We start from the raw sequence: 21,255 nt of genomic DNA on the forward strand, positions 1-21,255 counted from the left end.
CGTCGGACGTCATGTGTAAGCGCGACCATAAGAGGGGGCTTCGGGACGGTCAAGGCACCGCACACGAATGGCGTAAACCATCAGAGGTCGGACCAATAAGCGTGGCTGGACGGCGCCACGGTGGCCGCCCAGCCGGCCGCTCCCCGACAGCCCGCCCGGCGCCGGCCACCTCCCCGGTGACCGGCGCCGACCGCCGGCCCGCCCCTCTGCGGCTCCTTCCGCCGCCTCCTCCGTCGTCCCCTGGCGTGGAGGCCCTGCGCTAGGGCAGCGTCTTCTCGTACGAGGCGTCCTGGTCGGAGTCGTAGACGAGCTTGCCGGTGCGGTCGTACCCCTTGAGGCGCGGTGACTTCGTGACCTGCTGGTGCAGGGTGCCGGCGGCGACGAACCAGCCGTGGTCGAGGACCGCCTCGCCCGTGCCGTCGCCGTAGGACACGGTCATCCTGGCCACCGAGCTGCGGTAGCTGCCGATGATCCCCCAGCGGAACGGAAGCTTCCAGTTGCCCTTGTCGAGGTACGACTGCTGGTACAGCTTGCCGCTGTTGATGTCCGGGATCACCGGCATGGCCGAGTCGCCGAAGGGGTCCCCGGTGCTGGTGTTCAGCCCGGAGGCCTCGCCGCCCTTGATGTCGCAGATGAGCCGGGCCGCCGTCGGCTTCTCGCGCACCGCGACCACGAAGTAGCCGTCGCCGGGGGCGTTCGAGTCGCCGGTGCTGCGCATCGCCAGGATGATCCGGTAGTCGGCGGGTCGCCCCAGGTCGGTGTAGGACGGGTCCTTGGGTAGCCGGTGCGCCTTGTTGTAGTCCAGGCACTTGCCGAGTCCGCCGGCGGCCTGTTCGAAGGTGATCCCGTCCAGGAGCTGGTCCGCGGAAACCGGCCGCGCCGGGCCTGTCGGGGTGGCCGACGGTGTCGCTGTCGGGCGCGGGCTGGACCGCACGGTGGGACTTGGGCCCGCCGGGCTCGTCGTGGTGCTGCCGCCGCCGATCGCGTACGCGCCGACCGGCACCGCCGCCAGGGTCGCCAGCGCCACCCCGGTCACCCCGAGGCGCCGCCGCCGTCGCTCCAGCACCCCCCGCCGCCGGATCTCCGGATACGGCACCGGCGACGGCCGCAGCGCCGAGGCGTCCCCGGCCAGCAGCGCCCGGACCCGCTCCTCGAAGTCCGGATCGGCCTGTGTGCCCTGCTTCTCGCCGCTCACCTGGTGCCTCCCTGCCCGGATCCCGCTTGGCTCATGGTCTGCGCGAGACCCGGAAACGTACGCAACTTCGCCAGGCCCTTGGACGCCTGGCTCTTGACCGTGCCCGGGGAGCAGCCGAGCACGTCGGCGACCTCCGCCTCGGACAGGTCCTCCCAGTACCGCAGCACCACCACGGCGCGCTGCCTGGGCGGCAGTTCCGCCAGGGCGGCGAGCAGCGTGCCGCGCTCGTCGGCCCGGGAGACCGCGTCGTCGTGCCCCGCGCGCTCGGGCGGCGCGGCGGTCAGCGACTCCGTGACCCGCCGTTTGCGGAACCGGTCGCTGTTGCAGCTGACCAGCATGCGGCGGACGTACGCCTCCGGACGGTCGGTGCCGGAGACCCGGCGCCACGACCGGTACGCCTTCGCCAGCGCGGTCTGCGTGAGGTCCTCCGCGTGGTGCGGGTCGCCGGTGAGCAGATAGGCGGTCCGCACCAGATGGGACCACCGTGCTCTGACGAATTCCTGGAACTGGGCCTCGAGTTCGGCCTGCATCAGCCACCCCCTCGCCCTCCAGACCACCGGCGGGGTGGATTCGGTTGCCCCGTTCATGGCAACAACCGGTTCACGGAGGCGGCCGGCGCACGGCAGCGGCCGGTACACGGCGGCGGCCGGTACGCGGCGGCGGCCGGTTCACCGCCACGGCTCACTCCCGGGGTGCCGCGACCCGCCGGAACTCGATCGTGTCGTACGCCGTCCGCGTCCCCGTCTCGTACAGCACGCCCACCGTGCTCCTGTCCACCTGCACCAGGTCCGAGTAGGCCGCCTTGCGGCCGGACAGGGTGAGGAGCTTGTCGAAGCTGATGCCCTCGTCCGCGCTGGTCCACAGGGCCATGGCCTGGCGGGCCGTCGGGATCGAGGGGGCGGAGAAGAGCAACGGGGCTTCGAAGCCCCGGAGTTGGAGGACCGAGGCTTCGACCACCGGGACCCGGCGCAGGGTCGGCTGGACGGTGTACTGCGCGTCCAGGGTTTCCGCGCCGTCGCTCGACCAGGCGTTGAGGCGGTTGCCGGGGCTGCTGCCGTTCTGGTCACGGGCGTTGAAGTAGAGGCGGCCGTCGGGGAGTTGGGCGGCGGTGGTCTCGTTGGGGTTGTCGCGGCCGGTGTAGGAGCCGTCGACGAAGCCGAGGTGCCAGCTGCGGCCGCCGTCGTCGCTGTAGATCGCGTGACCGCCGTAGTACCTGGCCTCCTGGCCGGTGTCGGAGGAGCCGGGACGCGGCGTTCCGGAGTGGTCGGCGGCGACGACCAGACGGCCGCGGTGCGGTCCCTCGGTGACGGCGACGGCATGGCCGGGACCGGTGGCGTACCAGCGCCAGCCCGAGGGTTTCACCTGCGCCGTGATCTCCCGCGGGGCGGTGAAGGACCGGCCGTCGCTCCGGCTGCGCTGCACGAACACCCGGCGGCTCTGCTCCTTGGTGACCTGGCCGCGCATGATCTGCGCCTCGCTCACCGAGCCGTCGTTGTAGGAGGTCACCAGGACGATGTCGCCGGTGCGCGGGTCGACCACGGGTGCCGGGTTGCCCCGGGTGTTCCCCTTGCCGTCGGCCACCACCTGGAGCGGGCTCCAGGTGCAGCCGCCGTCGGAGGAACGCCGCAACACGACGTCGATGTCACCGCTGTCGCCGGTGGTGCTGTGCCGGCCCTCGGCGAAGGCGAGCAGGGTGCCGTGCCAGGTGCGGACGACGGCCGGGATGCGGTACTGGGCGTAGCCGCCCTCGCCGGACACATACGGCACGGCGGACTCGCAGGTCGCCGCCCAGGCCCTGGGTTCGACGGTGAACGCCCCGAGCAGCAGGGCGGCGGCGAGGGAGATCCGGCTCACACGGGTCACAGGAGACACATGGCTCACCCTTCCATGTTCCTCCCCGCCGCCTTCACCGCACCCCCGCAACGGCCGAACGGGTCACGCGGTTTGGCACACCGTCAGTTTCCGCGGGGGCTCAGGAGGGGGTGCGGGCCGCCGCCAGCAGGCGGGTCACGTCGTCGGCGCAGATGGTCAGGGCCGCGCCGACCGTGCCGAGGACCTCGCGTTCGGCGTTGGTGTAGGGGCCGTCGGCGAGCGCGATCCGGGCGGCCTGGAGGAGCAGGGACTCGCGGCCGGCCGGGGCGAGGTGCGGGGCCAGCGGGTCGAGGGCCTCGTGCAGTTCTATCGCGAGGCTCGCACCGCCCGGCTGCTCGAAGACCCGGCCGGTGTCGGCGGCGAGCGCGTCGACGAGCGCGCTCAACTGCTCCTCCGTGACGTCCTCGAAGCCGGCCGCGCGGACCGCCGCAGCGGCCGCCTCCAGGGACGTACGGGCACAGGCGCCGCCCGCCGCGAGGACGGCGAGGGCGACGGTGTGCACGGCGTCGCGGAGCATCGCGGAGAAGCGGGAGGTGGTCGGGTGGTCGAGGACGTCGGTGCCGAAGTGGTGACGGCAGGCGGCGCACTCCACGACCGGCCCGGTGGTGCCGCGCGGCAGCACCGGCACACCGAGCAGGGTGAAGCGGCGGCGGCCGGTGAGCCGCTGGTAGTTGCGGTCGCCTCCGCAGCCGGGGCAGAAGAACTCGCCGTCGCCGACGGGCGTCCATGCGGTGCGGGTGCCCAGAATGCGGGCAGGCCTGGCGGTTCGGCCGTCTCGTCCCCGTACTGGCAGCACGTCGCACCTCCTTAACGCCGTGGCAACATCGCCACCGCTGGCGTGATGTTAGCCACATCGGTGAGGTGGAGTCAGTACCCCGTACGAGACCTTTCCGTGACCTCCACGGTCGGATGGCCGGTATACGACGGGACCCTGATCGCCGTACAGCACGATCAGGGCCCCTAAACCGCCGGTCAGAGCGGTTATCGCGTCGCGCGGTTGACGGCGGACACGACCGCCTTCAGCGACGCACGCGTCGTGTTCGCGTCGATGCCGATCCCCCACAGAACCTTGTCGCCGATCGCGCATTCGATGTAGGAGGCGGCCTGCGCGGAGGCACCCTCGCTCATCGTGTGCTCCTGGTAGTCCAGCAGCCGTACGTCGATGCCCAGCCCCTGCAGCGCGTCGAAGAACGCGGAGATCGGGCCGTTGCCCGAGCCGGTCAGGACGGTGTCCTCGCCGTCGACGGTGGCCTCGACGGTGAGGGTGTCCACCCCGTCGGTGTCGGTGGTCGACTGACCCGTCTTCACCTGGACACGGCCCCAGGGGTTCTCCGGGTTCGGCAGGTACTCGTCCTGGAAGACCGCCCAGATGGCGGATCCGGTGACCTCGCCGCCCTCGGCGTCCGTCTTCGCCTGGATGAGCTTGGAGAACTCGATCTGCATCCGGCGCGGCAGGTCCAGCTTGTGGTCGTTCTTCAGGACGTAGGCGACACCGCCCTTGCCGGACTGCGAGTTGACCCGGATGACCGCCTCGTAGGAGCGGCCGACGTCCTTCGGGTCGATCGGCAGGTACGGCACGGCCCACTCGATGTCGTCGACGGTGACGCCCTTCGCGGCCGCGTCGGCCTCCATGGCGTCGAAGCCCTTCTTGATGGCGTCCTGGTGGGAGCCGGAGAAGGACGTGTAGACCAGGTCGCCCACGTACGGGTGGCGCGGGTGGACCTCCATCTGGTTGCAGTACTCCCACGTACGACGGATCTCGTCGATGTCGGAGAAGTCGATCTGCGGGTCGACGCCCTGCGAGAACAGGTTCATGCCCAGGGTGACCAGGTCGACGTTGCCGGTGCGCTCGCCCTGCCCGAACAGGCAGCCCTCGACGCGGTCGGCGCCGGCCATCAGCGCCAGCTCGGCGGCGGCGACGGCCGTACCGCGGTCGTTGTGCGGGTGGACGGACAGCACGACGTGCTCACGGCGGGAGAGGTTGCGGTGCATCCACTCGAAGCGGTCCGCGTGCGTCGACGGCGTCGAACGCTCCACGGTGGCCGGCAGGTTGAGGATGATCTCGCGGCCCGGACCCGGCTGGTAGACGTCCATGACCGCTTCGCAGACCTCCAGCGCGAAGTCCAGCTCGGTGTCGGTGAAGATCTCCGGGGAGTACTGGTAGCCGAACTCCGTCTCCGGACCCAGCAGCTTCTCGGCGTACTCCATCACCAGGCGGGTGCCGTCGACGGCGATCTGCCTGATGTCGTCCTTGGAGCCGCGGAACACCACCCGCCGGAAGACCGGCGCCGTGGCGTTGTACAGGTGCACGGTGGCCCGCCGGGCGCCCTTCAGCGACTCCACGGTCCGCTCGATCAGGTCCTCGCGGGCCTGGGTCAGCACGGAGATCGTGACGTCGTCGGGGATAGCGCCCTCTTCCTCGATGATCGAGCGCACGAAGTCGAAGTCGGTCTGGCCGGAGGCGGGGAAGCCGACCTCGATCTCCTTGTAGCCCATCTTCACCAGCTGGTCGAACATCCGGCGCTTGCGCTCGGGCGACATCGGGTCGATCAGGGACTGGTTGCCGTCGCGCAGGTCGGTGGAGAGCCAGCGGGGAGCGGCGGTGATGCGCTGCTGGGGCCAGGTGCGGTCCGGGATGTCGACCTGCTCGTAGCGGCCGTACTTGTGGATCGGCATGGTGGTGGGCTGCTGGCGGTTCGCCATGATCGCGGGGCTCCTCAGGATGTCCGGAAGGACGGCCGACGACGCAACACGAAGCTCCGCGGGGAGGGAGTCGACCTGGACTACAGGCCCTCGCCGCGGCAGCTAAGAAGAAGCAGCCCGAAACGCATGATGCTCCGCATGCTAGTCGAGCCCCTTCGAACGCGGGGCGCCGTATCAGTATGCGGGACCGTGGGGACGAACTGGACAAAACGTGCGCCATACCACTCCCCCTCACGCAGAGTCATCAATTGTCGCGGTATTTCACCAATCATGGTTGCGAGTAGTGACAGTCGAGTGACTCAGTGCGAGGGTGCGGTGCATGACGACCAACGGGGGCTCTGAGCCCGTCATCCGCCGCACGCCCGTTTTCTGCGGGATCGTGCCGCCGCACATCCTCGACCAGCTCGCCCAGCACGAGGACGGCGCACTCGCCGACTCCGCGCTGCGCACCCTGCAGCACGACTCCGCGGCCCGCGTCCGCCGCCGGGTCACCGCCGTGCGCACCCTCACCGTCGTCGCCGCCCCGGCGGCCCCGGACAGCGCGCCGCGCCGCACCGTCTACGACGCCGGCCACGGTACCGACCTGCCCGGCGCCAAGGTCCGCGAGGAGGGCTCCGAGCCCGGCCAGGACGCGAGCGTCAACCGCGCCTACGCCGGCCTCGGCGCCACCTTCGACCTCTATCTGAAGGCGTACGAGCGCGACTCCATCGACGGCAACGGACTCGCGCTCGACGCGAGCGTGCACTACGACCGCGACTACGACAACGCCTTCTGGAACGGCGAGCAGATGGTGTTCGGCGACGGCGACGGCCAGATCTTCACCGACTTCACCAGCTCCGTCGACGTCATCGGCCACGAGCTCACGCACGGCGTCACCCAGTACACGGCCAACCTGGAGTACTACGGCCAGTCCGGCGCCCTCAACGAGTCGGTCTCGGACGTCTTCGGCTCGCTGATCAAGCAGTACTCCCTCGGCCAGAGTGCCGACCAGGCGGACTGGCTGATCGGCGAGGGCCTGCTCGCCCCGGGCGTGCGCGGGGTGGCCCTGCGCTCGATGAAGGCCCCGGGTACCGCGTACGACGACCCCCGCCTCGGCAAGGACCCGCAGCCCGCGACCATGGCGGGGTACGTCAGGACCAACCGGGACAACGGCGGGGTGCACATCAACTCCGGCATTCCCAACCACGCCTTCTACCTGCTCGCCACCGCCCTCGGCGGCAACGCCTGGGAGCGGGCCGGGCGGATCTGGTACGACGTGCTCACCGGCGGTGAACTGGGGTCGGACGCCCGCTTCACGGACTTCGCGAAGCTCACCGTGGCGGCGGCCAAGGCCCGCTTCGAGGAGGGCGAGGAGACCGAGGCGGTCCTCAAGGCGTGGGCCCAGGTGGGTGTGCAGACCGGCTGATCCCGTACTACACAGGGACCCATGCGTATTCAGGTGAGGCGTACGGGTGGGTTCGCGGGCATCGAGCGGCGGGCCGAGGTGGACACCTCGGGGCAGCCCGACGCCCATGAGTGGCAGGCCCTGGCCGAGCACGCGCTCGCGGCCGGCCAGGGCACCCCGCCGCCCGGGGTGCCGGACGGGTTCGCGTACCGGATCACGGTGGACGGGCGGACGGTGTACGCGGCCGATCCGCGGCTGACCTCCGAGCAACGCGAGCTGATCTCAAGGGTGTTGAAGGAGGGCGCCTAATCGGCAGCGGTAACGGGTAGTTCACCTCCGGACGTTGACTTCTGTTACCGGTGGTAAGGATGATCCCGGCCATGGCGACTGACGCGGACCGTCCGATACCCCGTTTCCCCGGTTTCCCCGACGACTTCCTGTGGGGTGTGTCGACCTCGGCCCACCAGATCGAGGGCGCGGCCGACGAGCGCGAGCCCTCCGTGTGGGACGTGTTCTCGGCCGAGCCGGGCCGGATCAAGGACGGCTCGACGGCGGCGGTGGCCTGCGACCACTACCACCGCCACCGCGAGGACGTGGCCCTGCTGGCCGGCCTCGGCGTGGACGCGTACCGCTTCTCGGTCTCCTGGCCGCGGGTGCGCTCGGCGGGCGGCCTGGACTTCTACGACCGCCTCGTGGACGAGCTGTGCGCGGCGGGCGTACGGCCGGTCCCGACCCTCTTCCACTGGGACCTGCCGACGGCCCTTCAGGCTGTGCCCGACAGCGGCTCCGCCGCGGGGGGCGGCTGGCTGGAGCGGGACACCGCCGCACGATTCGCCGACTACGTCTCCACGGTCGCGGACCGGCTCGGGGACCGGGTGCAGAAGTGGATCACCCTCAACGAGCCCGCCGAACACACCCTGTTCGGCCACGCCCTGGGCGCCCATGCCCCCGGCAAGCAGCTGATGTTCGACGCGCTCCCGGTCGCCCACCACCAGCTCCTCGCCCACGGCCTGGCCGTACGGGCGCTGCGCGCGGCGGGCGCCGCCGACATCGGCATCGCCAACTCCCACGGCCCCACCTGGCCGGCCTCCCGGGAGCAGCCGGACCTGGAGGCGGCCGGCTTCTACGACCTCCTCCTCAACCGCCTGTTCGCGGAGCCGGTTCTGCTGGGCGAGTACCCGGAGGGCATGGGCGACCTGATGCCGGGCGACGTCGCCGCGGACCTGAAGGTGATCTCCGAGCCGCTCGACTGGTACGGCGTCAACTACTACGCCCCGACGAAGGTGGGCGCCCCGCAGGGCACCGAGATCGAGTTCGGCGGACTCACCCTCCCCGCCGAACTCCCCTTCTCCGTGCAGGACATCGAGGACGTGCCGGTCACGGACTTCGGCTGGCCGGTGGTCCCGGAGGGCCTGACGGAACTCCTCACCGGATTCCGGGACCGCTACGGAGACCGGCTCCCGCCGATCGTCATCACCGAGAACGGCTGCTCCTACGAGGGCGTCGACGACCAGGCGCGTATCGCCTACCTGGACGGTCACATCCGGGCGCTGCACCGGGCGGCGGAGGCCGGCGTGGACGTGCGCGGCTACTTCGTCTGGTCGCTGCTGGACAACTTCGAGTGGGCGGAGGGGTACACGCGCCGCTTCGGCCTGGTCCACGTGGACTACGACACCCAGGTACGGACGCCGAAGTCGTCGTACGGCTGGTTCCGGGACCTGCTCCGGGCACAGAAGACCCAGGCGCAGGGATCCCAGGCGCAGAGATCCCAGGCGCAGGGATGACGACGGCGGGGGCGCCGGCCGCGCTGGCGGAACCGGCCGAGAAGGTCGGCCGGGGCTGGACGTCGGCGCTCTCCCTCGCCAACGGGGCGATCTGGGTGGGCTGGTACGGCCCCCTGCAGATCCTCCTGGCCTCCCAGGCCAAGGACTTCGCACCCGGCTCCGGGATGTCCAAGGAGACGATGCTGGCGTGGGTGACCGCCGTGGGCGCGGTGGTGTCGCTGGCGGCGAACCCGGTCTTCGGCGCGCTGTCGGACCGTACGGCGTCCCGCTGGGGCCGCCGTACGCCGTGGATCGTCGCCGGCACGGCGGGCGGGGCGCTGTCGCTGCTGCTGCTCGCGGGCGCCGGCGGCATGGGGACGATGATGCTGGGCTGGTGCCTGGTCCAGCTGACGCTGAACGCGGCCTTCGCGGCCGTCACGGCGGCCGTGCCGGACCGGGTGCCGAGGAGCCAGCGGGGTTCGGTGGGCGGCTGGCTGGGAGCCGCCCAGATCCTCGGGGTGGTCGGCGGCACGGGGCTGGCGACGGCCGCCGGGGGCGTCGGGGCGGGCTATGCGGCGTGCGCAGTGTTCACGACGGCCGGAGTGCTGCCCTACGTGCTCCGGTACCCGGATCTGCGGCTGACCCGCCAGGACCGGCCGCCCTGGTCCTGGCGGCCCTTTCTCGCCGGGTTCTGGCTGAGCCCGCGCCGGTACCCCGACCTGGGCTGGGCGTGGCTGACCCGGTTCCTGATCAACCTCAGCAACGCCCTGGTCCTGCTGTACCTGCTCTACTACCTCCGCGACCGCCTGCACCACTCCGACCCCGACCAGGGTGTGCTGATCCTGACGGCGGTGAACGGGCTGACGCTGATGGCGACGGTCGTGGTCGGCGGGGTCTGGTCGGACCGGACGGGGCGGCGCAAGCCGTTCGTGGTCTGGTCGGGGATGCTGATGGCGGCGGCGACGGCGCTGCTGGCGGCGTGGCAGACCTGGCCGGGGGCGATCGTCGCGGCGGCCTTCCTGGGCATCGGCTTCGGCGTGTTCACCTCGGTCGACTTCGCCCTGATGACGGACGTCCTGCCGAAGGCCCTGGACCGCGGCAAGGACCTCGGCGTCATCAACGTGGCCAACGCCCTGCCCCAGGTGGCGGCACCCGCCCTCGCCGCACCGATCGTGACGTACCTGGGCGGCTACCGGGTGCTCTACCTGGCGGCGGCGGTGATCGGACTGGCGGGGGCGGGGCTGGTGGGGCGGATCCGGGGAGTCGACTAGCCGCTCAGCCGCTCACAGGGCTCCGGCGTCGCGGGCGGTCCAGACGCTCGGGTAGATCGGCCGGAAGCCGAGGTCCCGGCGGATCTTCTGGTTGGACATGATCCCGAACCAGGGGTCGGGGTCGGTGCGGGTGTGCAGGTCCGCGGGCACGTCGATGCCGTTGAGCCGGTACAGCTCCACGGTCGTGACGGGGGCGTCGTCGGCGATGTTGTGGAGCGGGCCGTTCACGGCCGGGGCGTACAGCAGACGCATCAGGCCCTGGCCGACATCCGCGTGGTGGGCCATCTGGAGTCGCTGGGCGGGCGCCCAGTGCGCGGCCCAGTGCAGGGAGTTGGCGAGGTGGGGGTCGCCCTCGCCATAGACGAAGGGCAGCCGCGCGATCCGCACCTCCGTGTCGCCGTCCAACGCGAGCAGTTCCCGTTCGGCGGTTGCCTTGGACTCGGCGTAGGCGCCCCACATCTCACCGCCGGGCCTGCTCTCATCCTCCTCGGTCAGCGGACGGCCACGCCCGGTGCCGTACACGACCCCGGTGCTGACCTGCACAAATCGCCGCACCCCGGCGGACACCGCGGCCCTCCCCAGGGCCACCGCCGCGTCCCGGTTGACGGCCCAGGCCTCCTCGTCGGGCACCCCGCGGAAGGAGGCCGCGACGTTCACGACGGCGTCCACCCCGGCGACGGCCTTGCCGAGCGCCTCCTCGTCCCGCAGGTCCCCGACGAGGACCTCGGCGCCCAGCCCGGCGAACGGCTCCCCACGGGCCGCGTCCCGCACGAGCACCCGTACCTGCTCCCCCGGCCGGGTCTGGGTGAGCAGCCGCGGCACGAACCGCCGTCCGACCTGCCCCGTCGTACCGGTGACAAGAGTGATCACGGTCTTCTCCTTCGCTTCCTACGCTTCCTTCGCGCTGGTGCCACCAGCCTCGGTCTCCTCGGAGACGGCCGGGAGAGACCTCCCGATCAGGGGATCGGCAGTCCCTGGATAAGCCGGGCGCCCCGGGCCACCCTGGAGGGGTGAACCGCCCCGAACTGGCCGACTTCCTGCGCCACGCCCGCACCCGCCTGGACCCCGCCGACGTGGGCCTGGCCCCCGGCGCCCGCCGCCGCACCCCGGGCCTGCGCCGCGAGGAGGTGGCGTCCCTGGCAGGCATGTCGGCGGACTACTACACCCGCCTCGAACAGTCCCGGGGCCCACGCCCCTCCCGCCAGATGCTGACGGCGATGGCCCGCGCGCTGCGCCTGACGGAGGACGAACGCGATCACCTGTTCCACCTGGCCGGCGAGGAAGCCCCGCGCCGGGAGGCGACGAGCACACACGTCCGTCCCGGCCTCCTCCTGGTCCTGGACCGGCTGCACGACACCCCGGCGCTGGTGACGACCGACTACGGCGAGGTCCTGGCCCAGAACGCGCTGTCGCGGGCGCTGAGCGGCGACGTCCTGGCCCGCCCGCCGCGCGAACGCAACCTGCTCCGCCGCTACTTCCTGGACCCCTCGACCCGCGACCTGTTCCCGCCGGAGGACCGCCCGGCGCACACCCGGGACCACGTCGCCAACCTCCGGGCGGTGGCCGCGGGCCGCCCCACCGACCCGGTCCCCGCCGCGCTCGTCGCCGAACTCCTGGCGGGCAGCGACGAGTTCGCCCGCCTCTGGGCCGAACACGAGGTGTCGGTACGGCGCGCGACGACCAAGCGCTTCCTGCACCCCACGGTCGGCCTCCTGGAACTGGACTGCGAGGTCCTCCTCAACGCCGACACCCACCAGCAACTCGTCATCCACACGGCCCGCCCGGGCACGGAGTCCCACGAACGCCTGCAACTGCTACGGGTGGTGGGCCTGCAGGACATGACCCCGAGCCGCGATTGACCCACCGGGTACCTTTGCCGGGACGCACACGCAATGAGTGAAGAACGGCAACGGGGGTTGCGGGCGCACGGCGGTCGACAGCCGCCCGAGGCCGTCGTAACCGCGCAGGGTGGTGTGGCCCAGCTCGTCGGTCCACGACGTGAGCTGGTGGTGCTCGTCCCAGGTGCTGCGGGTACGCCGACCGCTGTGTGGCCGAGGGCGGCGAGGCCGGCCATCTCACCCTCACCCTGGAGTACGAGGGCACCGACCCTGCCTGGCCGGGCGCCAGGGTCACCACCGTCACCACCGCCGAAGGCGCGGTGAACAAGTACGTCGTCGACGACAGCTGCCGGATCGTCGCGGAGATCGACCCGGTGGGCGGGACCACAGTTGAAGGAGTGAGTGGGCGGTGAGTGACGTGTTCTGGTCCGCGCCGGAGAGCCGAGCCGTGTGGCAGACGCTGCCGCAACCGGTGCTGGAGGCGGTCGGACGGTGTGACGCGGAACGGCTGGAGGTGGAGCGGGCGCGGGTCGCGCCGCATCTGCGGGAGCGGATCACCACGCCCGTGTACTCGGTCGCGGACCGCTTCGCGTCCTGGGAACGCCTGGTACGCCGGATGGAAGCCGACCGGACGGACGCTGACGACTACTACCCGATCAGCGCGTACGGCAACGACCTCGACTCCCGGGACAACCTGGACGAGGTGCTGAACACCCTGCCCGCGGCGGCACGTGACGGTGCGCTCGGCAGGCTGCTGGCCGGGCTGGACGCCCGCTTCGACGCGGCGAGCGCTCCTGACCCGGAAGGCTCACTGCGCCCCTGGGTGCGCCCGACGAAGGACCACGCCCAGCTCCCCGACCGCTGGTGCCGCAAGCCACTGCGCGCCCCCTGGGACGGCTGAGGAGACCGCCGTCCGCGCCACCGCCTGCTGCCGGACGCCCCGGCGCAGCCCCCCCTCAGAACCCCAGCCGCCGCAGCTGCTTCGGGTCGCGCTGCCAGTCCTTGGCCACCTTCACGTGCAGGTCGAGGAAGACGGGGGTGCCGAGCAGTGCCTCGATCTGCTTGCGTGACTTGATGCCGACCTCCTTCAGGCGCGTGCCCTTGGGGCCGATGACGATGCCCTTCTGGCTGGGGCGCTCGATGTAGAGGTTGGCGTGGATGTCCAGGAGGGGCTTGTCGGCGGGGCGGTCCGGGCGGGGGAGCATCTCCTCGACCACGACGGCGATGGAGTGCGGCAGTTCGTCGCGGACGCCCTCCAGGGCCGCCTCACGGATCAGTTCCGCGATCATGACCTGCTCGGGCTCGTCCGTGAGGTCGCCCTCGGGGTAGAGGGCCGGGCCCTCGGGGAGGAGCGGGACGAGGAGGTCGGCCAGCAGGTTCACCTGCTGGTCACCGACCGCCGACACCGGCACGATCTCGGCCCACTCGAAGCCCAGCTCCTTGCCCAGCTGGTCGATGGCGATCAGCTGCTCGGCGAGGGTCTTGGAGTCGACCAGGTCGGTCTTGGTGACGACCGCGATCTTCGGGGTCTTGCGGATCCCGGCCAGCTCCTTGGCGATGAAGCGGTCACCGGGGCCGATCTTCTCGTTCGCCGGCAGGCAGAAGCCGATCACGTCGACCTCGGCCCAGGTGGTGCGGACCACGTCGTTGAGGCGCTCGCCGAGCAGCGTGCGCGGCTTGTGCAGGCCCGGGGTGTCGACCAGGATCAGCTGCGCGTCCGGCCGGTGCACGATGCCGCGCACCGTGTGCCGCGTGGTCTGCGGCTGGTTCGCGGTGATCGCCACCTTCTGCCCGACCAGAGCGTTCGTGAGGGTGGACTTGCCCGCGTTGGGGCGCCCGACGAAACAGGCGAAGCCCGCCCGGTGGGCGGCCTCCGGCGATTCCGACGGCTCGGTGGACTGGCTGCGAACGCTCATGGCCCCCATTCTCCCTGATCCACGAGCCCCCGCCGCACCGTGAGATTTCGGTAACCCAGAGGCAACGAAACGTCACGGAAACACATCCGTACGCGGCCGGAAACGCGTTCCGGTGAATCTCTGACGAGCCCCCACGACGTTGGAGACGCCCGTGACCCTCTCCGCCGCGCACGCCGACACCGGTGACACCGCCTGGCTGCTCGCCGCCACCGCCCTGGTCCTGCTGATGACCCCGGGCCTGGCCCTGTTCTACGGCGGCATGGTCCGCACGAAGAGCGTCCTCAACATGCTGATGATGAGCTTCGTGTCGATCGCGCTGGTGACGGTGGTGTGGCTGGCGGGCGGGTACTCACTGGCCTTCGGGGAGGACGTCGGGGCGGGACTCATCGGCGGGCTGCGGCACGCCGGGATGCACGGGCTCGGACCGGACAGCGTGCAGGGCACCGTCCCCACCCTCCTCTTCGCCACCTTCCAGCTCACCTTCGCGATCATCACGGCCGCGCTGATCAGCGGTGCGGTCGCGGACCGGGCGCGGTTCGGGGCGTGGCTGGTGTTCGTGCCGGTGTGGGCGCTGCTGGTATACGTTCCGGTGGCGCACTGGGTGTGGGGCCCGGGGGGCTGGATCGTGCGGCACCTCGGCGCCCTGGACTTCGCCGGCGGCCTGCCCGTCGAGATCACCTCCGGCGCCTCCGGCCTGGCCCTGTGCCTGGTCCTGGGCCCGCGGCTCGGGTTCAAGAAGGACGCGATGCGCCCGCACAACCTCCCGATGGTCGTCCTGGGCGCCGGCCTGCTCTGGTTCGGCTGGTTCGGCTTCAACGCGGGCAGCGCGCTCGGCGCCGACGGTCTCGCGGCCGCCGCCTTCCTCAACACCATGGCCGCCGGCTGCACGGGCCTGCTGGGCTGGCTCTTCGTCGAGCAGAAGCGGGACGGCCACCCGACCACCCTGGGCGCGGCCTCCGGCGCCGTCGCCGGCCTGGTCGCGATCACCCCGTCCTGCGGCTCGGTCTCGCTGCTCGGCGCGCTGGTCGTCGGCCTCGCCGCGGGCGTGGTCTGCTCGTACGCGGTCTCCTGGAAGTTCCGGCTGAACTACGACGACTCGCTCGACGTCGTCGGCGTTCACCTGGTCGGCGGAGTCATCGGCACCCTCCTCATCGGCCTGTTCGCGGAGCGGGCCATGACCGGCGGCGCCGAGGGCCTCTTCTACGGCGGCGGGCTCGCCCAGCTCGGCAGGCAGGCGGTGGCGGTGGTGGCCGTGGCGGCGTACGCCTTCACCGTGACGTACGGCCTCGGCAAGCTGCTGGACCGGACGCTGGGCTTCCGGGCGAGCGAGGAGCAGGAGCACACCGGCCTGGACCTTACGGTGCACGCCGAGACGGCTTACGATCACGGGGTCCTGGGCCACGGCGCCCCGGTCAGCGCGTCCGTCCTCCCCTCCGCCCAGAAGGTCAAGACCCACCCATGAAGCTCGTCACCGCGATCGTCAAGCCCTACCGCCTCGACGCGGTGAAGGCCGCCCTCCAGGAGATCGGGGTGCACGGCCTGACCGTGACCGAGGCCAGCGGGTACGGCCGGCAGCGTGGCCACACCGAGGTGTACCGCGGTGCCGAGTACCAGGTCGACCTGGTCCCCAAGGTCCGGATCGAGGTCGTCGTCGAGGACGCCGACTCCGAGCCGGCGATCGAGGCGATCGTCAAGGCCGCGCGGACGGGGAAGATCGGGGACGGGAAGGTGTGGGCACTGCCGGTGGAGACGGTCGTACGGGTGCGGACGGGCGAGCGCGGCCCCGACGCCCTCTGAGCAGCCGCGGCAGACCGCGGCCCCGGCGGGCCCGGGCGAGCAGCACGCCGCCCGCCACCCCGGCGACGAAGGCCAGCCCCACCACGAGCCACGGCAGCGCGAGGAACGACATGCTCGCCGACTCCCTGGTGCCGGTCGCGCTGGCCGTCAACGTCACGTCGCCCCAGTCGAGTTGGGGCGCGTCCCGCCAGGGCGCGGTGAGCCGCACACGCTCCCCCGGCAGCAGCTCGGAGGGGACGCCGGTGAGGTCGCGGCTGAGCAGCGTCCGGCCGAAGAGCCCCTCGGCCCGCAGCCGCACCCGGGGGTTCAACGTCACGTTCCCCGTGTTGTGCAGGGTGTAGGAGACGGTGGCCGTGCTGGCGCCGAGGCCGGGCACCAGCGGCTGGTGATGGGTGAGGTGCACGTGCTCGACGGCGACGGCCGGGAGCGTCGGCCCGCTCACCCGCAGATAGACCCGGGCGCCGACGGCCCGCTGCACACCGAGCGCGAGGGAGCCGGCCCCCGGATCGACGCGCTCGTCCAGTGCCACGATCGCCCCCGGATGGTCACCGGGTTCGGCGCCCCGGGGCACCCGCAGGGTGAAGGCGACGGTGACCGTCCTGTGCGGCGCCACGGTGACCCGCGCCTTCGCGATGCTCGCCCAGGCCCCCACGCCCCGCATCTTCTCCTTCACCGTGCGGACGGCGAACCCGCCGTCCCGCGCGGTGTTGTAGGCGTCGGCCGCGTACAGCCGGAAGGTGAGCGGTTCGCCGGTCTTGTTGGCGACGGCCACCTTGTCGGTGATCGTCTGCCCGGGGTCGAGGGAGAGGTAGAAGTACGGCCGCGCCGCGATCTTGGAGGCGACCGGGTAGACGGACCAGCTGCCGTTGTCGGCGGCGTGCGCGGGAGCCGCCGTGCGGAGGAGTCCGAGAAGCAGGCTCAGGAGGAGGGCATACGGCTTGACTCGACGCATGGGTGCGGACCCCCGGTCGGAAGCGGGTCGGGTGGCGACCGGGACTCCGCTGGCTCGAAAGCCCGGTCGCCACTGGGGAGTTGGCTCAGCTGAGCGTCAGGGTCAGGACTCCGGAGTACGACCCCGGAGGTGTGAACGCCGGTACGTCCAGGGAGAGTCCGGCGCCGACGGTGAACTCACCGCCGGTGACGGTGGAGTCCGGGGTCGACGCGAGGGTCGCTCCGGAACCGCCGACGGCGCCCGCGGAACCGGCCGCACAGGTGCTCGGGCTGCCCGCCTTGGTCGCACAGGACGGGGTCCAGCTGAGCTTCCCGGCGTCGATCTTGGCGCCGGGACCGGTGAAGTCGGTGACCTTGCCGGTGAGCGACCAGCCGGCCGGACCGCCGCGGAAGTCCTTGACGGTGACGGTCTGCAGGTTGCCCGTCGATGCCCCGCCCTGACCGAAGTCGACTGCCGAGAGCGCGACGGAGTCCCCGGCCTGGGACATGGACAGGGTCCCCGCCTTGACGGTGGTCGTCAGCTTCTGGCTTCCGGCCGGCACCGGCGTGGTGTCGTTGACGACGTAGGCGGCCGGACCGGCCCCCGCCGTGTCGCTCCACGCACCGCCCTCGTACGCCACGATCCCGCTCGTCGTCTTGTCGTTGACGGTGAGCGGGGCGCTGAAGGAGCCGTCGGAACCCGCGGTCGCGGTGGCCGTGTCCGCGGTCTGGCTGGACCCGGACCGCCCGGCCAGCGTCACACTCGCGCCCGGCGTGAAGTTCCGGCCGCTGACGGTCACGCTGTCACCGGGGTTCCCGGAGGCCGAACTCAGGCTGATGGCACGGTTGTTGACCGGTGTCGAGTCGGTCGCCGTGACGGTCTCCGACACCGGGGCGGGCGGGTTGGTGACCGTGCAGGGGGTGTCCAGCTCCAGGATGTAGCTGGTGTGGATGTTGTAGTCGCCGGGCGAGAGGGTGATGGCACCCGGCGAGGTGACGGTGAACGTCCCCGTCATGGAGAACGACGGGAAGGTCCCGTGCCCGGGCACCGGATCGTTCTTCTTCGGCCCGGTGACCGTGACGTCCCCGCTCTGCGCCCCGCCCAGTGTGACCTTCCCGGTCGGCGTCATGATGTCGGCCGGCAGGGCGAGGGCGGTGGGGTTGTTGGCGGCGGGTGTGACCACGGTGTAGGTCACGGTGACCGTGTCGCCGACCTTGGGGGTGGTGTCGTCCACCGAGATGCTCGCGGTGGTGGTGCCGTCGATCGGCGGGAGGCCCGCGACCGCGGGCGGGATGCAGTGGGTGGCGAAGTCGACGTTCGTCCCGGCGGCACCGGCCGGACAGGCCAGCGCGCCCCCCGTCGTGACCGCGAGCGCGGTCGCCCCGAACAGTGAGATCCAGCGCCACCGTCGGGATCTTCGTGATCTTGGGGGTGAACCCATGGAAGCCCCCTCCTGAGGGTTGCGGGCGCAGCGGCTCCTCTGCGCCGACAGGGGGCCATTGATGTGGAGGGCGCGTGAGAAGTCAATGGAGATGCCGCAGAAACCTGACGGTTCATCAGCTTCTGCGGCATCCGGAACGAACCCGTCAGCGGACTCAGAAGACGAACGGACCCGGGGACTGGGCGGCGCTGGACGTACAGGTGACGGTGATGCCGAAGATGACCATCTTGAGCGAGCCGCCGTGGAAGTCGAGGCTGTCGCCGGAGGCGACGGTGCCGGGCAGCGGGCCGACGGTGACGGCGCTGCCGGCCGCCATGGCCGGGTTCACGGTGCCGCTGAAGACGACGTTGCCGCCGGTGGAGTTGGCCATGGTCAGCGTGGAGGCGATGGAGTTCGCCGACAGGGCGAGCGGGGTGGTGATCGCGCTGGAGGTGAGCGTGAGGGTGGCCGAGGTACCGCTCTGGGTCGCGGTGAGGGTGGCCGCGCCGCCGCCGAAGATGCCGCAGCTGGCGGTGACGGTGGCGGTGGTCGGGGTGACGGCGGCGGCCGAGGGGGCGAAGGCCAGCGCCGTGGCGGCGAGGGCCCCCGCCGCGAGTGCCGCACCGGTGGTCAAGCGTTTCATGGAGATCGGGCTCCCTTCCCGTTGCGTGGGAATGCCATGTGGGGATGGCGACCCCGGTCCGGGTGGATGCGGGCACACCGCGGGGCCGAACCTGACGCACCATCACAATCTGACGGTCCGTCGGAACTTACGGTCCCATTGATACGCGAGAGACGGGGACCGACAAGTTGAAATCTGGCCGACTGCGACGGGGTGGTGCGGCCCGAGGGCGGGGGCGGCTGGGTGGGGCTGGTCGCGCCCACGCGGCGGAGCCGCAAATTGACACAGCCCCGCACCCCTTCAGGTGGGACCGGCACAGGCGCCCCGAAAGGGGCGCGGGGAACTGCGCGACCAGCCACAGCGGCGCCGCACCCGCCTCCAGTCAGCCGACCCCCACCCTTCCCCCGACGGAGTCAGAGAACGCCTCGCTTCTCAGCGGAGCGAGTCGGGTGGGTGGGTCGGTGGGTGGGAAAGCTACGCGGGGACCGTGAGCCGCACCTCTCCGTCCGGCCCCGCCAGCAGCACCGGCGTCCCCGGTCCCCCGAGATCCCGCACCGCGGCCAGGTCCTCGGCGCCAACCTCCCCGGCCCCGCTCACAACCGCCGCCGCCTCCAGCGACTCCGCCCCCGACGCCACCGCCATTGCCACCGCCGTCCGCAGCGCGCTCAGCTGCAGCGAGGCCAGCTCCACCGTCCCCGCCACATACGTCCGCCCCGTCGAGTCCCGTACGGCCGCCCCTTCGGGCACCCCGTTGCGGGCCCGGGCCGAACGGGCCAGGGTGACGATCTTGCGGTCCTCGGGATCAAGCGCACTGCTCTCGGTCATGCCCCGAGCATACGAACAACTTGACTGGGTCAGGCACCCCGGCCACCGCGTCACGCCCGGTCGAGCCGCAGCCGCTCCGCTCTCGGCAGGCCGGCCACGACCAGGTCGTACGAGTCCTCGATCAGCTCTTCCACCAGCCGGTCGGGGAGGCCGCCGTCGACGGTCACGGTGTTCCAGTGGCGCTTGTTCATGTGGTACCCGGGGATGATCAGCCCCTCGTGGTCGGTGCGCAGCCGGACCGCGTCGTCGGGATCGCACTTGAGGTTGACCTTCAGCGGGCGGGCGTCCATCCAGCTCAGCGCGAACATCTTGCCGAGGACCTTGAAGACCGAGATGTCCGGGTTGAAGGGGAAGTCCTCCTCCGCCGCGTTGAAGGAGAGGCAGCAGGCGCGGAGCCGGTCGGGGGTCATTCGGGCTCGTCCTCGGGGTCGTGGGCCACCGGCACCGGCTCCACCAGCACCGTCACGATCTTGTTCCGGCGTCCGGCGGCGGCCTCCGCGGTCAGGGCCAGTTTCCGTCCGTCGGGGAGTTCGACCTGGGCGGCGGCGCCCGCGATGGGCACCCGGCCGAGCGCCTTGGCGAGCAGCCCGCCGACGGTCTCCACGTCCTCGTCGTCGTACTCCTCGAGCCCGTACAGCTCGCCGAGGTCGGTGATGTCGAGGCGGGCGGTGACCCGGTAGCGGTCGTCGCCGAGGTCGGTGACCGGCGGGAGCTCCCGGTCGTACTCGTCGGTGATCTCGCCGACGATCTCCTCCAGGATGTCCTCGATGGTGACGATCCCGGCCGTGCCGCCGTACTCGTCGATGACGACGGCGACGTGGTTGCGTTCCTTCTGCATCTCGCGCAGCAGGTCGCCGGCGTTCTTGGTGTCGGGCACGAAGAACGCGGGCCGCATGGCGGTGGAGACCAGGTCGGACTCGGCGTCCCGGCTGATGTGCGTCTTGCGGACCAGGTCCTTGAGATACACGATGCCGACTATGTCGTCCTCGCTCTCCCCGGTGACGGGGATGCGCGAGAAGCCCGAGCGCAACGCCAGCGTCAGGGCCTGGCGGATGGTCTTGTACCGCTCGATGACCACCAGGTCGGTGCGCGGCACCATGACCTCGCGCACGAGCGTGTCACCGAGTTCGAAGACCGAGTGCACCATCCGGCGCTCCTCGTCCTCGATCAGGGACTCCTTCTCGGCGAGGTCGACCAGGGCGCGCAGTTCGGCCTCGGAGGCGAACGGGCCGCGCCGGAAGCCCTTGCCCGGGGTGAGGGCGTTTCCGATGAGGATGAGGAGATACGGGATCGGGCCCATGATCCTGGCCAGCGGCAGCAGCACGTAGGCGGCGGCCGTGGCCGTGTTCAGCGGGTGCTGGCGGCCGATGGTGCGCGGGGAGACGCCGACGGCGACGTACGACACGAGCACCATCACGCCGATCGCGGCGAGCAGCGCCTCCCAGGTGGTCGGGATCTCCTGGAGGCAGGCGTAGGTCACCAGGGCCGCGGCGGCCATCTCGCAGGCGACGCGGACCAGCAGCGCGACATTGAGGTAGCGGGTGGGGTCGGCGGCGATCTGGGCGAGTTTCGCGCTGCCGCGCCGCCCGGACTTCACGGCCTCCTCGGCGCGGAAGCTGGAGACGCGGGCGATACCGGCCTCGGCGCAGGCGGCCAGCCACGCCACCACGACCAGGGCGATCGCTCCGGCGACGATCTGCGGACTCATACCTGGACGA

The 21,255-nt window shown here is 71.5% G+C and carries 22 protein-coding genes; 9 read left to right on the top strand and 13 right to left on the bottom strand.

Annotation, left to right across the window (positions count from 1 at the left end; translation table 11 throughout):
* Positions 1 to 259 precede the first annotated feature (259 nt).
* The 5 genes from ACZ4N4_RS04240 to leuA form a co-directional block, all read right to left on the bottom strand.
* Positions 260 to 1,195 carry a hypothetical protein gene (locus ACZ4N4_RS04240; protein ID WP_467584240.1) on the bottom strand — a complete coding sequence of 312 codons (936 nt, stop codon included), beginning with the start codon at positions 1,193 to 1,195 and terminating at the stop codon, positions 260 to 262.
* On the bottom strand, positions 1,192 to 1,725 hold the full coding sequence (locus ACZ4N4_RS04245) for a SigE family RNA polymerase sigma factor (protein WP_453572853.1): 534 nt from the start codon (positions 1,723 to 1,725) through the stop codon (positions 1,192 to 1,194). The genes ACZ4N4_RS04240 and ACZ4N4_RS04245 overlap by 4 nt, the downstream gene beginning before the upstream one ends.
* A 151-nt stretch (positions 1,726 to 1,876) precedes the next feature.
* Positions 1,877 to 3,058 (bottom strand): sialidase family protein, encoded by a 1,182-nt coding sequence (locus ACZ4N4_RS04250; RefSeq protein WP_453572850.1) that lies wholly within the window; start codon positions 3,056 to 3,058, stop codon positions 1,877 to 1,879.
* A 109-nt stretch (positions 3,059 to 3,167) separates the two neighbouring features.
* Positions 3,168 to 3,863 (bottom strand): tellurite resistance TerB family protein, encoded by a 696-nt coding sequence (locus tag ACZ4N4_RS04255; RefSeq protein ID WP_453379606.1) that lies wholly within the window; start codon positions 3,861 to 3,863, stop codon positions 3,168 to 3,170.
* A gap of 185 nt (positions 3,864 to 4,048) precedes the next feature.
* On the bottom strand, positions 4,049 to 5,770 hold the full coding sequence (leuA, locus tag ACZ4N4_RS04260; RefSeq protein ID WP_450755479.1) for a 2-isopropylmalate synthase: 1,722 nt from the start codon (positions 5,768 to 5,770) through the stop codon (positions 4,049 to 4,051).
* Positions 5,771 to 6,089: 319 nt separating this feature from the next.
* On the opposite strand from leuA, the gene ACZ4N4_RS04265 reads away from it, so the two are divergent.
* Genes ACZ4N4_RS04265 through ACZ4N4_RS04280 form a run of 4 tightly spaced genes read left to right on the top strand, consistent with a single transcriptional unit; the run spans position 6,090 to position 10,188 of the window.
* The gene (locus tag ACZ4N4_RS04265; protein WP_453572847.1) at positions 6,090 to 7,175 is read left to right on the top strand and encodes a M4 family metallopeptidase; all 1,086 of its coding nucleotides are present in this window, start codon (positions 6,090 to 6,092) and stop codon (positions 7,173 to 7,175) included.
* A 21-nt stretch (positions 7,176 to 7,196) separates the two neighbouring features.
* Positions 7,197 to 7,463, top strand: a complete 267-nt coding sequence (locus ACZ4N4_RS04270) for a protealysin inhibitor emfourin (RefSeq protein WP_467584243.1) — start codon at positions 7,197 to 7,199, stop codon at positions 7,461 to 7,463.
* Positions 7,464 to 7,522: 59 nt separating this feature from the next.
* Positions 7,523 to 8,938, top strand: a complete 1,416-nt coding sequence (locus ACZ4N4_RS04275; RefSeq protein WP_467584245.1) for a GH1 family beta-glucosidase — start codon at positions 7,523 to 7,525, stop codon at positions 8,936 to 8,938.
* Positions 8,935 to 10,188, top strand: a complete 1,254-nt coding sequence (locus ACZ4N4_RS04280; RefSeq protein WP_467584248.1) for an MFS transporter — start codon at positions 8,935 to 8,937, stop codon at positions 10,186 to 10,188. Before ACZ4N4_RS04275 ends, ACZ4N4_RS04280 begins: the two co-directional genes overlap by 4 nt.
* A gap of 12 nt (positions 10,189 to 10,200) precedes the next feature.
* Here ACZ4N4_RS04280 and ACZ4N4_RS04285 read toward each other — a convergent pair whose 3' ends face one another.
* A complete protein-coding gene (locus ACZ4N4_RS04285; RefSeq protein WP_467584251.1) occupies positions 10,201 to 11,058 on the bottom strand; it encodes an NAD-dependent epimerase/dehydratase family protein in 858 nt (285 codons plus the stop codon).
* A 140-nt stretch (positions 11,059 to 11,198) separates the two neighbouring features.
* On the opposite strand from ACZ4N4_RS04285, the gene ACZ4N4_RS04290 reads away from it, so the two are divergent.
* The 3 genes from ACZ4N4_RS04290 (at position 11,199) to ACZ4N4_RS04300 (ending at position 12,927) form a co-directional block, all read left to right on the top strand.
* On the top strand, positions 11,199 to 12,047 hold the full coding sequence (locus tag ACZ4N4_RS04290; RefSeq protein ID WP_467584254.1) for a helix-turn-helix transcriptional regulator: 849 nt from the start codon (positions 11,199 to 11,201) through the stop codon (positions 12,045 to 12,047).
* Positions 12,048 to 12,235: 188 nt separating this feature from the next.
* Complete coding sequence (locus tag ACZ4N4_RS04295) at positions 12,236 to 12,439, top strand: hypothetical protein (RefSeq protein WP_467584257.1); 204 nt, start codon at positions 12,236 to 12,238, stop codon at positions 12,437 to 12,439.
* A complete protein-coding gene (locus ACZ4N4_RS04300) occupies positions 12,436 to 12,927 on the top strand; it encodes a hypothetical protein (protein WP_467584260.1) in 492 nt (163 codons plus the stop codon). Before ACZ4N4_RS04295 ends, ACZ4N4_RS04300 begins: the two co-directional genes overlap by 4 nt.
* Positions 12,928 to 12,982: 55 nt before the next feature.
* Here the strand turns inward: ACZ4N4_RS04300 and era are convergent, their stop codons facing one another.
* Positions 12,983 to 13,951: a GTPase Era gene (era, locus tag ACZ4N4_RS04305; RefSeq protein WP_453572832.1), complete on the bottom strand. Its 969-nt coding sequence runs from the start codon at positions 13,949 to 13,951 to the stop codon at positions 12,983 to 12,985.
* 142 nt (positions 13,952 to 14,093) lie between these two features.
* On the opposite strand from era, the gene ACZ4N4_RS04310 reads away from it, so the two are divergent.
* Both ACZ4N4_RS04310 and ACZ4N4_RS04315 read left to right on the top strand, forming a co-directional pair.
* Entirely contained in the window at positions 14,094 to 15,404 is a 1,311-nt protein-coding gene (locus ACZ4N4_RS04310; protein WP_467584263.1) for an ammonium transporter, read from the top strand.
* Positions 15,401 to 15,739, top strand: coding sequence for a P-II family nitrogen regulator (locus ACZ4N4_RS04315; RefSeq protein ID WP_453572826.1), 339 nt, complete (start codon positions 15,401 to 15,403; stop codon positions 15,737 to 15,739). Before ACZ4N4_RS04310 ends, ACZ4N4_RS04315 begins: the two co-directional genes overlap by 4 nt.
* Here the strand turns inward: ACZ4N4_RS04315 and ACZ4N4_RS04320 are convergent.
* The 6 genes from ACZ4N4_RS04320 to ACZ4N4_RS04345 form a co-directional block, all read right to left on the bottom strand.
* A complete protein-coding gene (locus ACZ4N4_RS04320) occupies positions 15,633 to 16,691 on the bottom strand; it encodes a DUF916 domain-containing protein (protein WP_467584266.1) in 1,059 nt (352 codons plus the stop codon). The genes ACZ4N4_RS04315 and ACZ4N4_RS04320 overlap by 107 nt on opposite strands.
* An 85-nt stretch (positions 16,692 to 16,776) precedes the next feature.
* Positions 16,777 to 18,111, bottom strand: coding sequence for a beta-xylosidase (locus tag ACZ4N4_RS04325; protein WP_467584269.1), 1,335 nt, complete (start codon positions 18,109 to 18,111; stop codon positions 16,777 to 16,779).
* A gap of 154 nt (positions 18,112 to 18,265) precedes the next feature.
* A complete protein-coding gene (locus ACZ4N4_RS04330; protein WP_450755506.1) occupies positions 18,266 to 18,733 on the bottom strand; it encodes a hypothetical protein in 468 nt (155 codons plus the stop codon).
* A 453-nt stretch (positions 18,734 to 19,186) separates the two neighbouring features.
* Entirely contained in the window at positions 19,187 to 19,537 is a 351-nt protein-coding gene (locus ACZ4N4_RS04335; protein WP_453572814.1) for a cytidine deaminase, read from the bottom strand.
* 50 nt (positions 19,538 to 19,587) lie between these two features.
* Positions 19,588 to 19,947, bottom strand: coding sequence for an MmcQ/YjbR family DNA-binding protein (locus tag ACZ4N4_RS04340; protein ID WP_467584273.1), 360 nt, complete (start codon positions 19,945 to 19,947; stop codon positions 19,588 to 19,590).
* Positions 19,944 to 21,245 (bottom strand): hemolysin family protein, encoded by a 1,302-nt coding sequence (locus tag ACZ4N4_RS04345; protein ID WP_453572809.1) that lies wholly within the window; start codon positions 21,243 to 21,245, stop codon positions 19,944 to 19,946. The genes ACZ4N4_RS04340 and ACZ4N4_RS04345 overlap by 4 nt, the downstream gene beginning before the upstream one ends.
* Positions 21,246 to 21,255: the final 10 nt, after the last annotated feature.

The sequence above is a fragment of the Streptomyces sp. NPDC026538 genome (assembly GCF_055567535.1).

Excerpts from the sequence above, each read along its gene's own strand:
- ACZ4N4_RS04245 (WP_453572853.1), bottom strand. The coding sequence starts at position 1,725 with ATGCAGGCCGAACTCGAGGCCCAGTTCCAGGAATTCGTCAGAGCACGG.
- leuA (WP_450755479.1), bottom strand. The coding sequence starts at position 5,770 with ATGGCGAACCGCCAGCAGCCCACCACCATGCCGATCCACAAGTACGGC.
- ACZ4N4_RS04265 (WP_453572847.1), top strand. The coding sequence starts at position 6,090 with ATGACGACCAACGGGGGCTCTGAGCCCGTCATCCGCCGCACGCCCGTT.
- ACZ4N4_RS04270 (WP_467584243.1), top strand. The coding sequence starts at position 7,197 with ATGCGTATTCAGGTGAGGCGTACGGGTGGGTTCGCGGGCATCGAGCGG.
- ACZ4N4_RS04275 (WP_467584245.1), top strand. The coding sequence starts at position 7,523 with ATGATCCCGGCCATGGCGACTGACGCGGACCGTCCGATACCCCGTTTC.
- ACZ4N4_RS04280 (WP_467584248.1), top strand. The coding sequence starts at position 8,935 with ATGACGACGGCGGGGGCGCCGGCCGCGCTGGCGGAACCGGCCGAGAAG.
- era (WP_453572832.1), bottom strand. The coding sequence starts at position 13,951 with ATGGGGGCCATGAGCGTTCGCAGCCAGTCCACCGAGCCGTCGGAATCG.
- ACZ4N4_RS04315 (WP_453572826.1), top strand. The coding sequence starts at position 15,401 with ATGAAGCTCGTCACCGCGATCGTCAAGCCCTACCGCCTCGACGCGGTG.
- ACZ4N4_RS04320 (WP_467584266.1), bottom strand. The coding sequence starts at position 16,691 with ATGCGTCGAGTCAAGCCGTATGCCCTCCTCCTGAGCCTGCTTCTCGGA.
- ACZ4N4_RS04325 (WP_467584269.1), bottom strand. The coding sequence starts at position 18,111 with ATGGGTTCACCCCCAAGATCACGAAGATCCCGACGGTGGCGCTGGATC.
- ACZ4N4_RS04330 (WP_450755506.1), bottom strand. The coding sequence starts at position 18,733 with ATGAAACGCTTGACCACCGGTGCGGCACTCGCGGCGGGGGCCCTCGCC.
- ACZ4N4_RS04335 (WP_453572814.1), bottom strand. The coding sequence starts at position 19,537 with ATGACCGAGAGCAGTGCGCTTGATCCCGAGGACCGCAAGATCGTCACC.
- ACZ4N4_RS04340 (WP_467584273.1), bottom strand. The coding sequence starts at position 19,947 with ATGACCCCCGACCGGCTCCGCGCCTGCTGCCTCTCCTTCAACGCGGCG.
- ACZ4N4_RS04345 (WP_453572809.1), bottom strand. The coding sequence starts at position 21,245 with ATGAGTCCGCAGATCGTCGCCGGAGCGATCGCCCTGGTCGTGGTGGCG.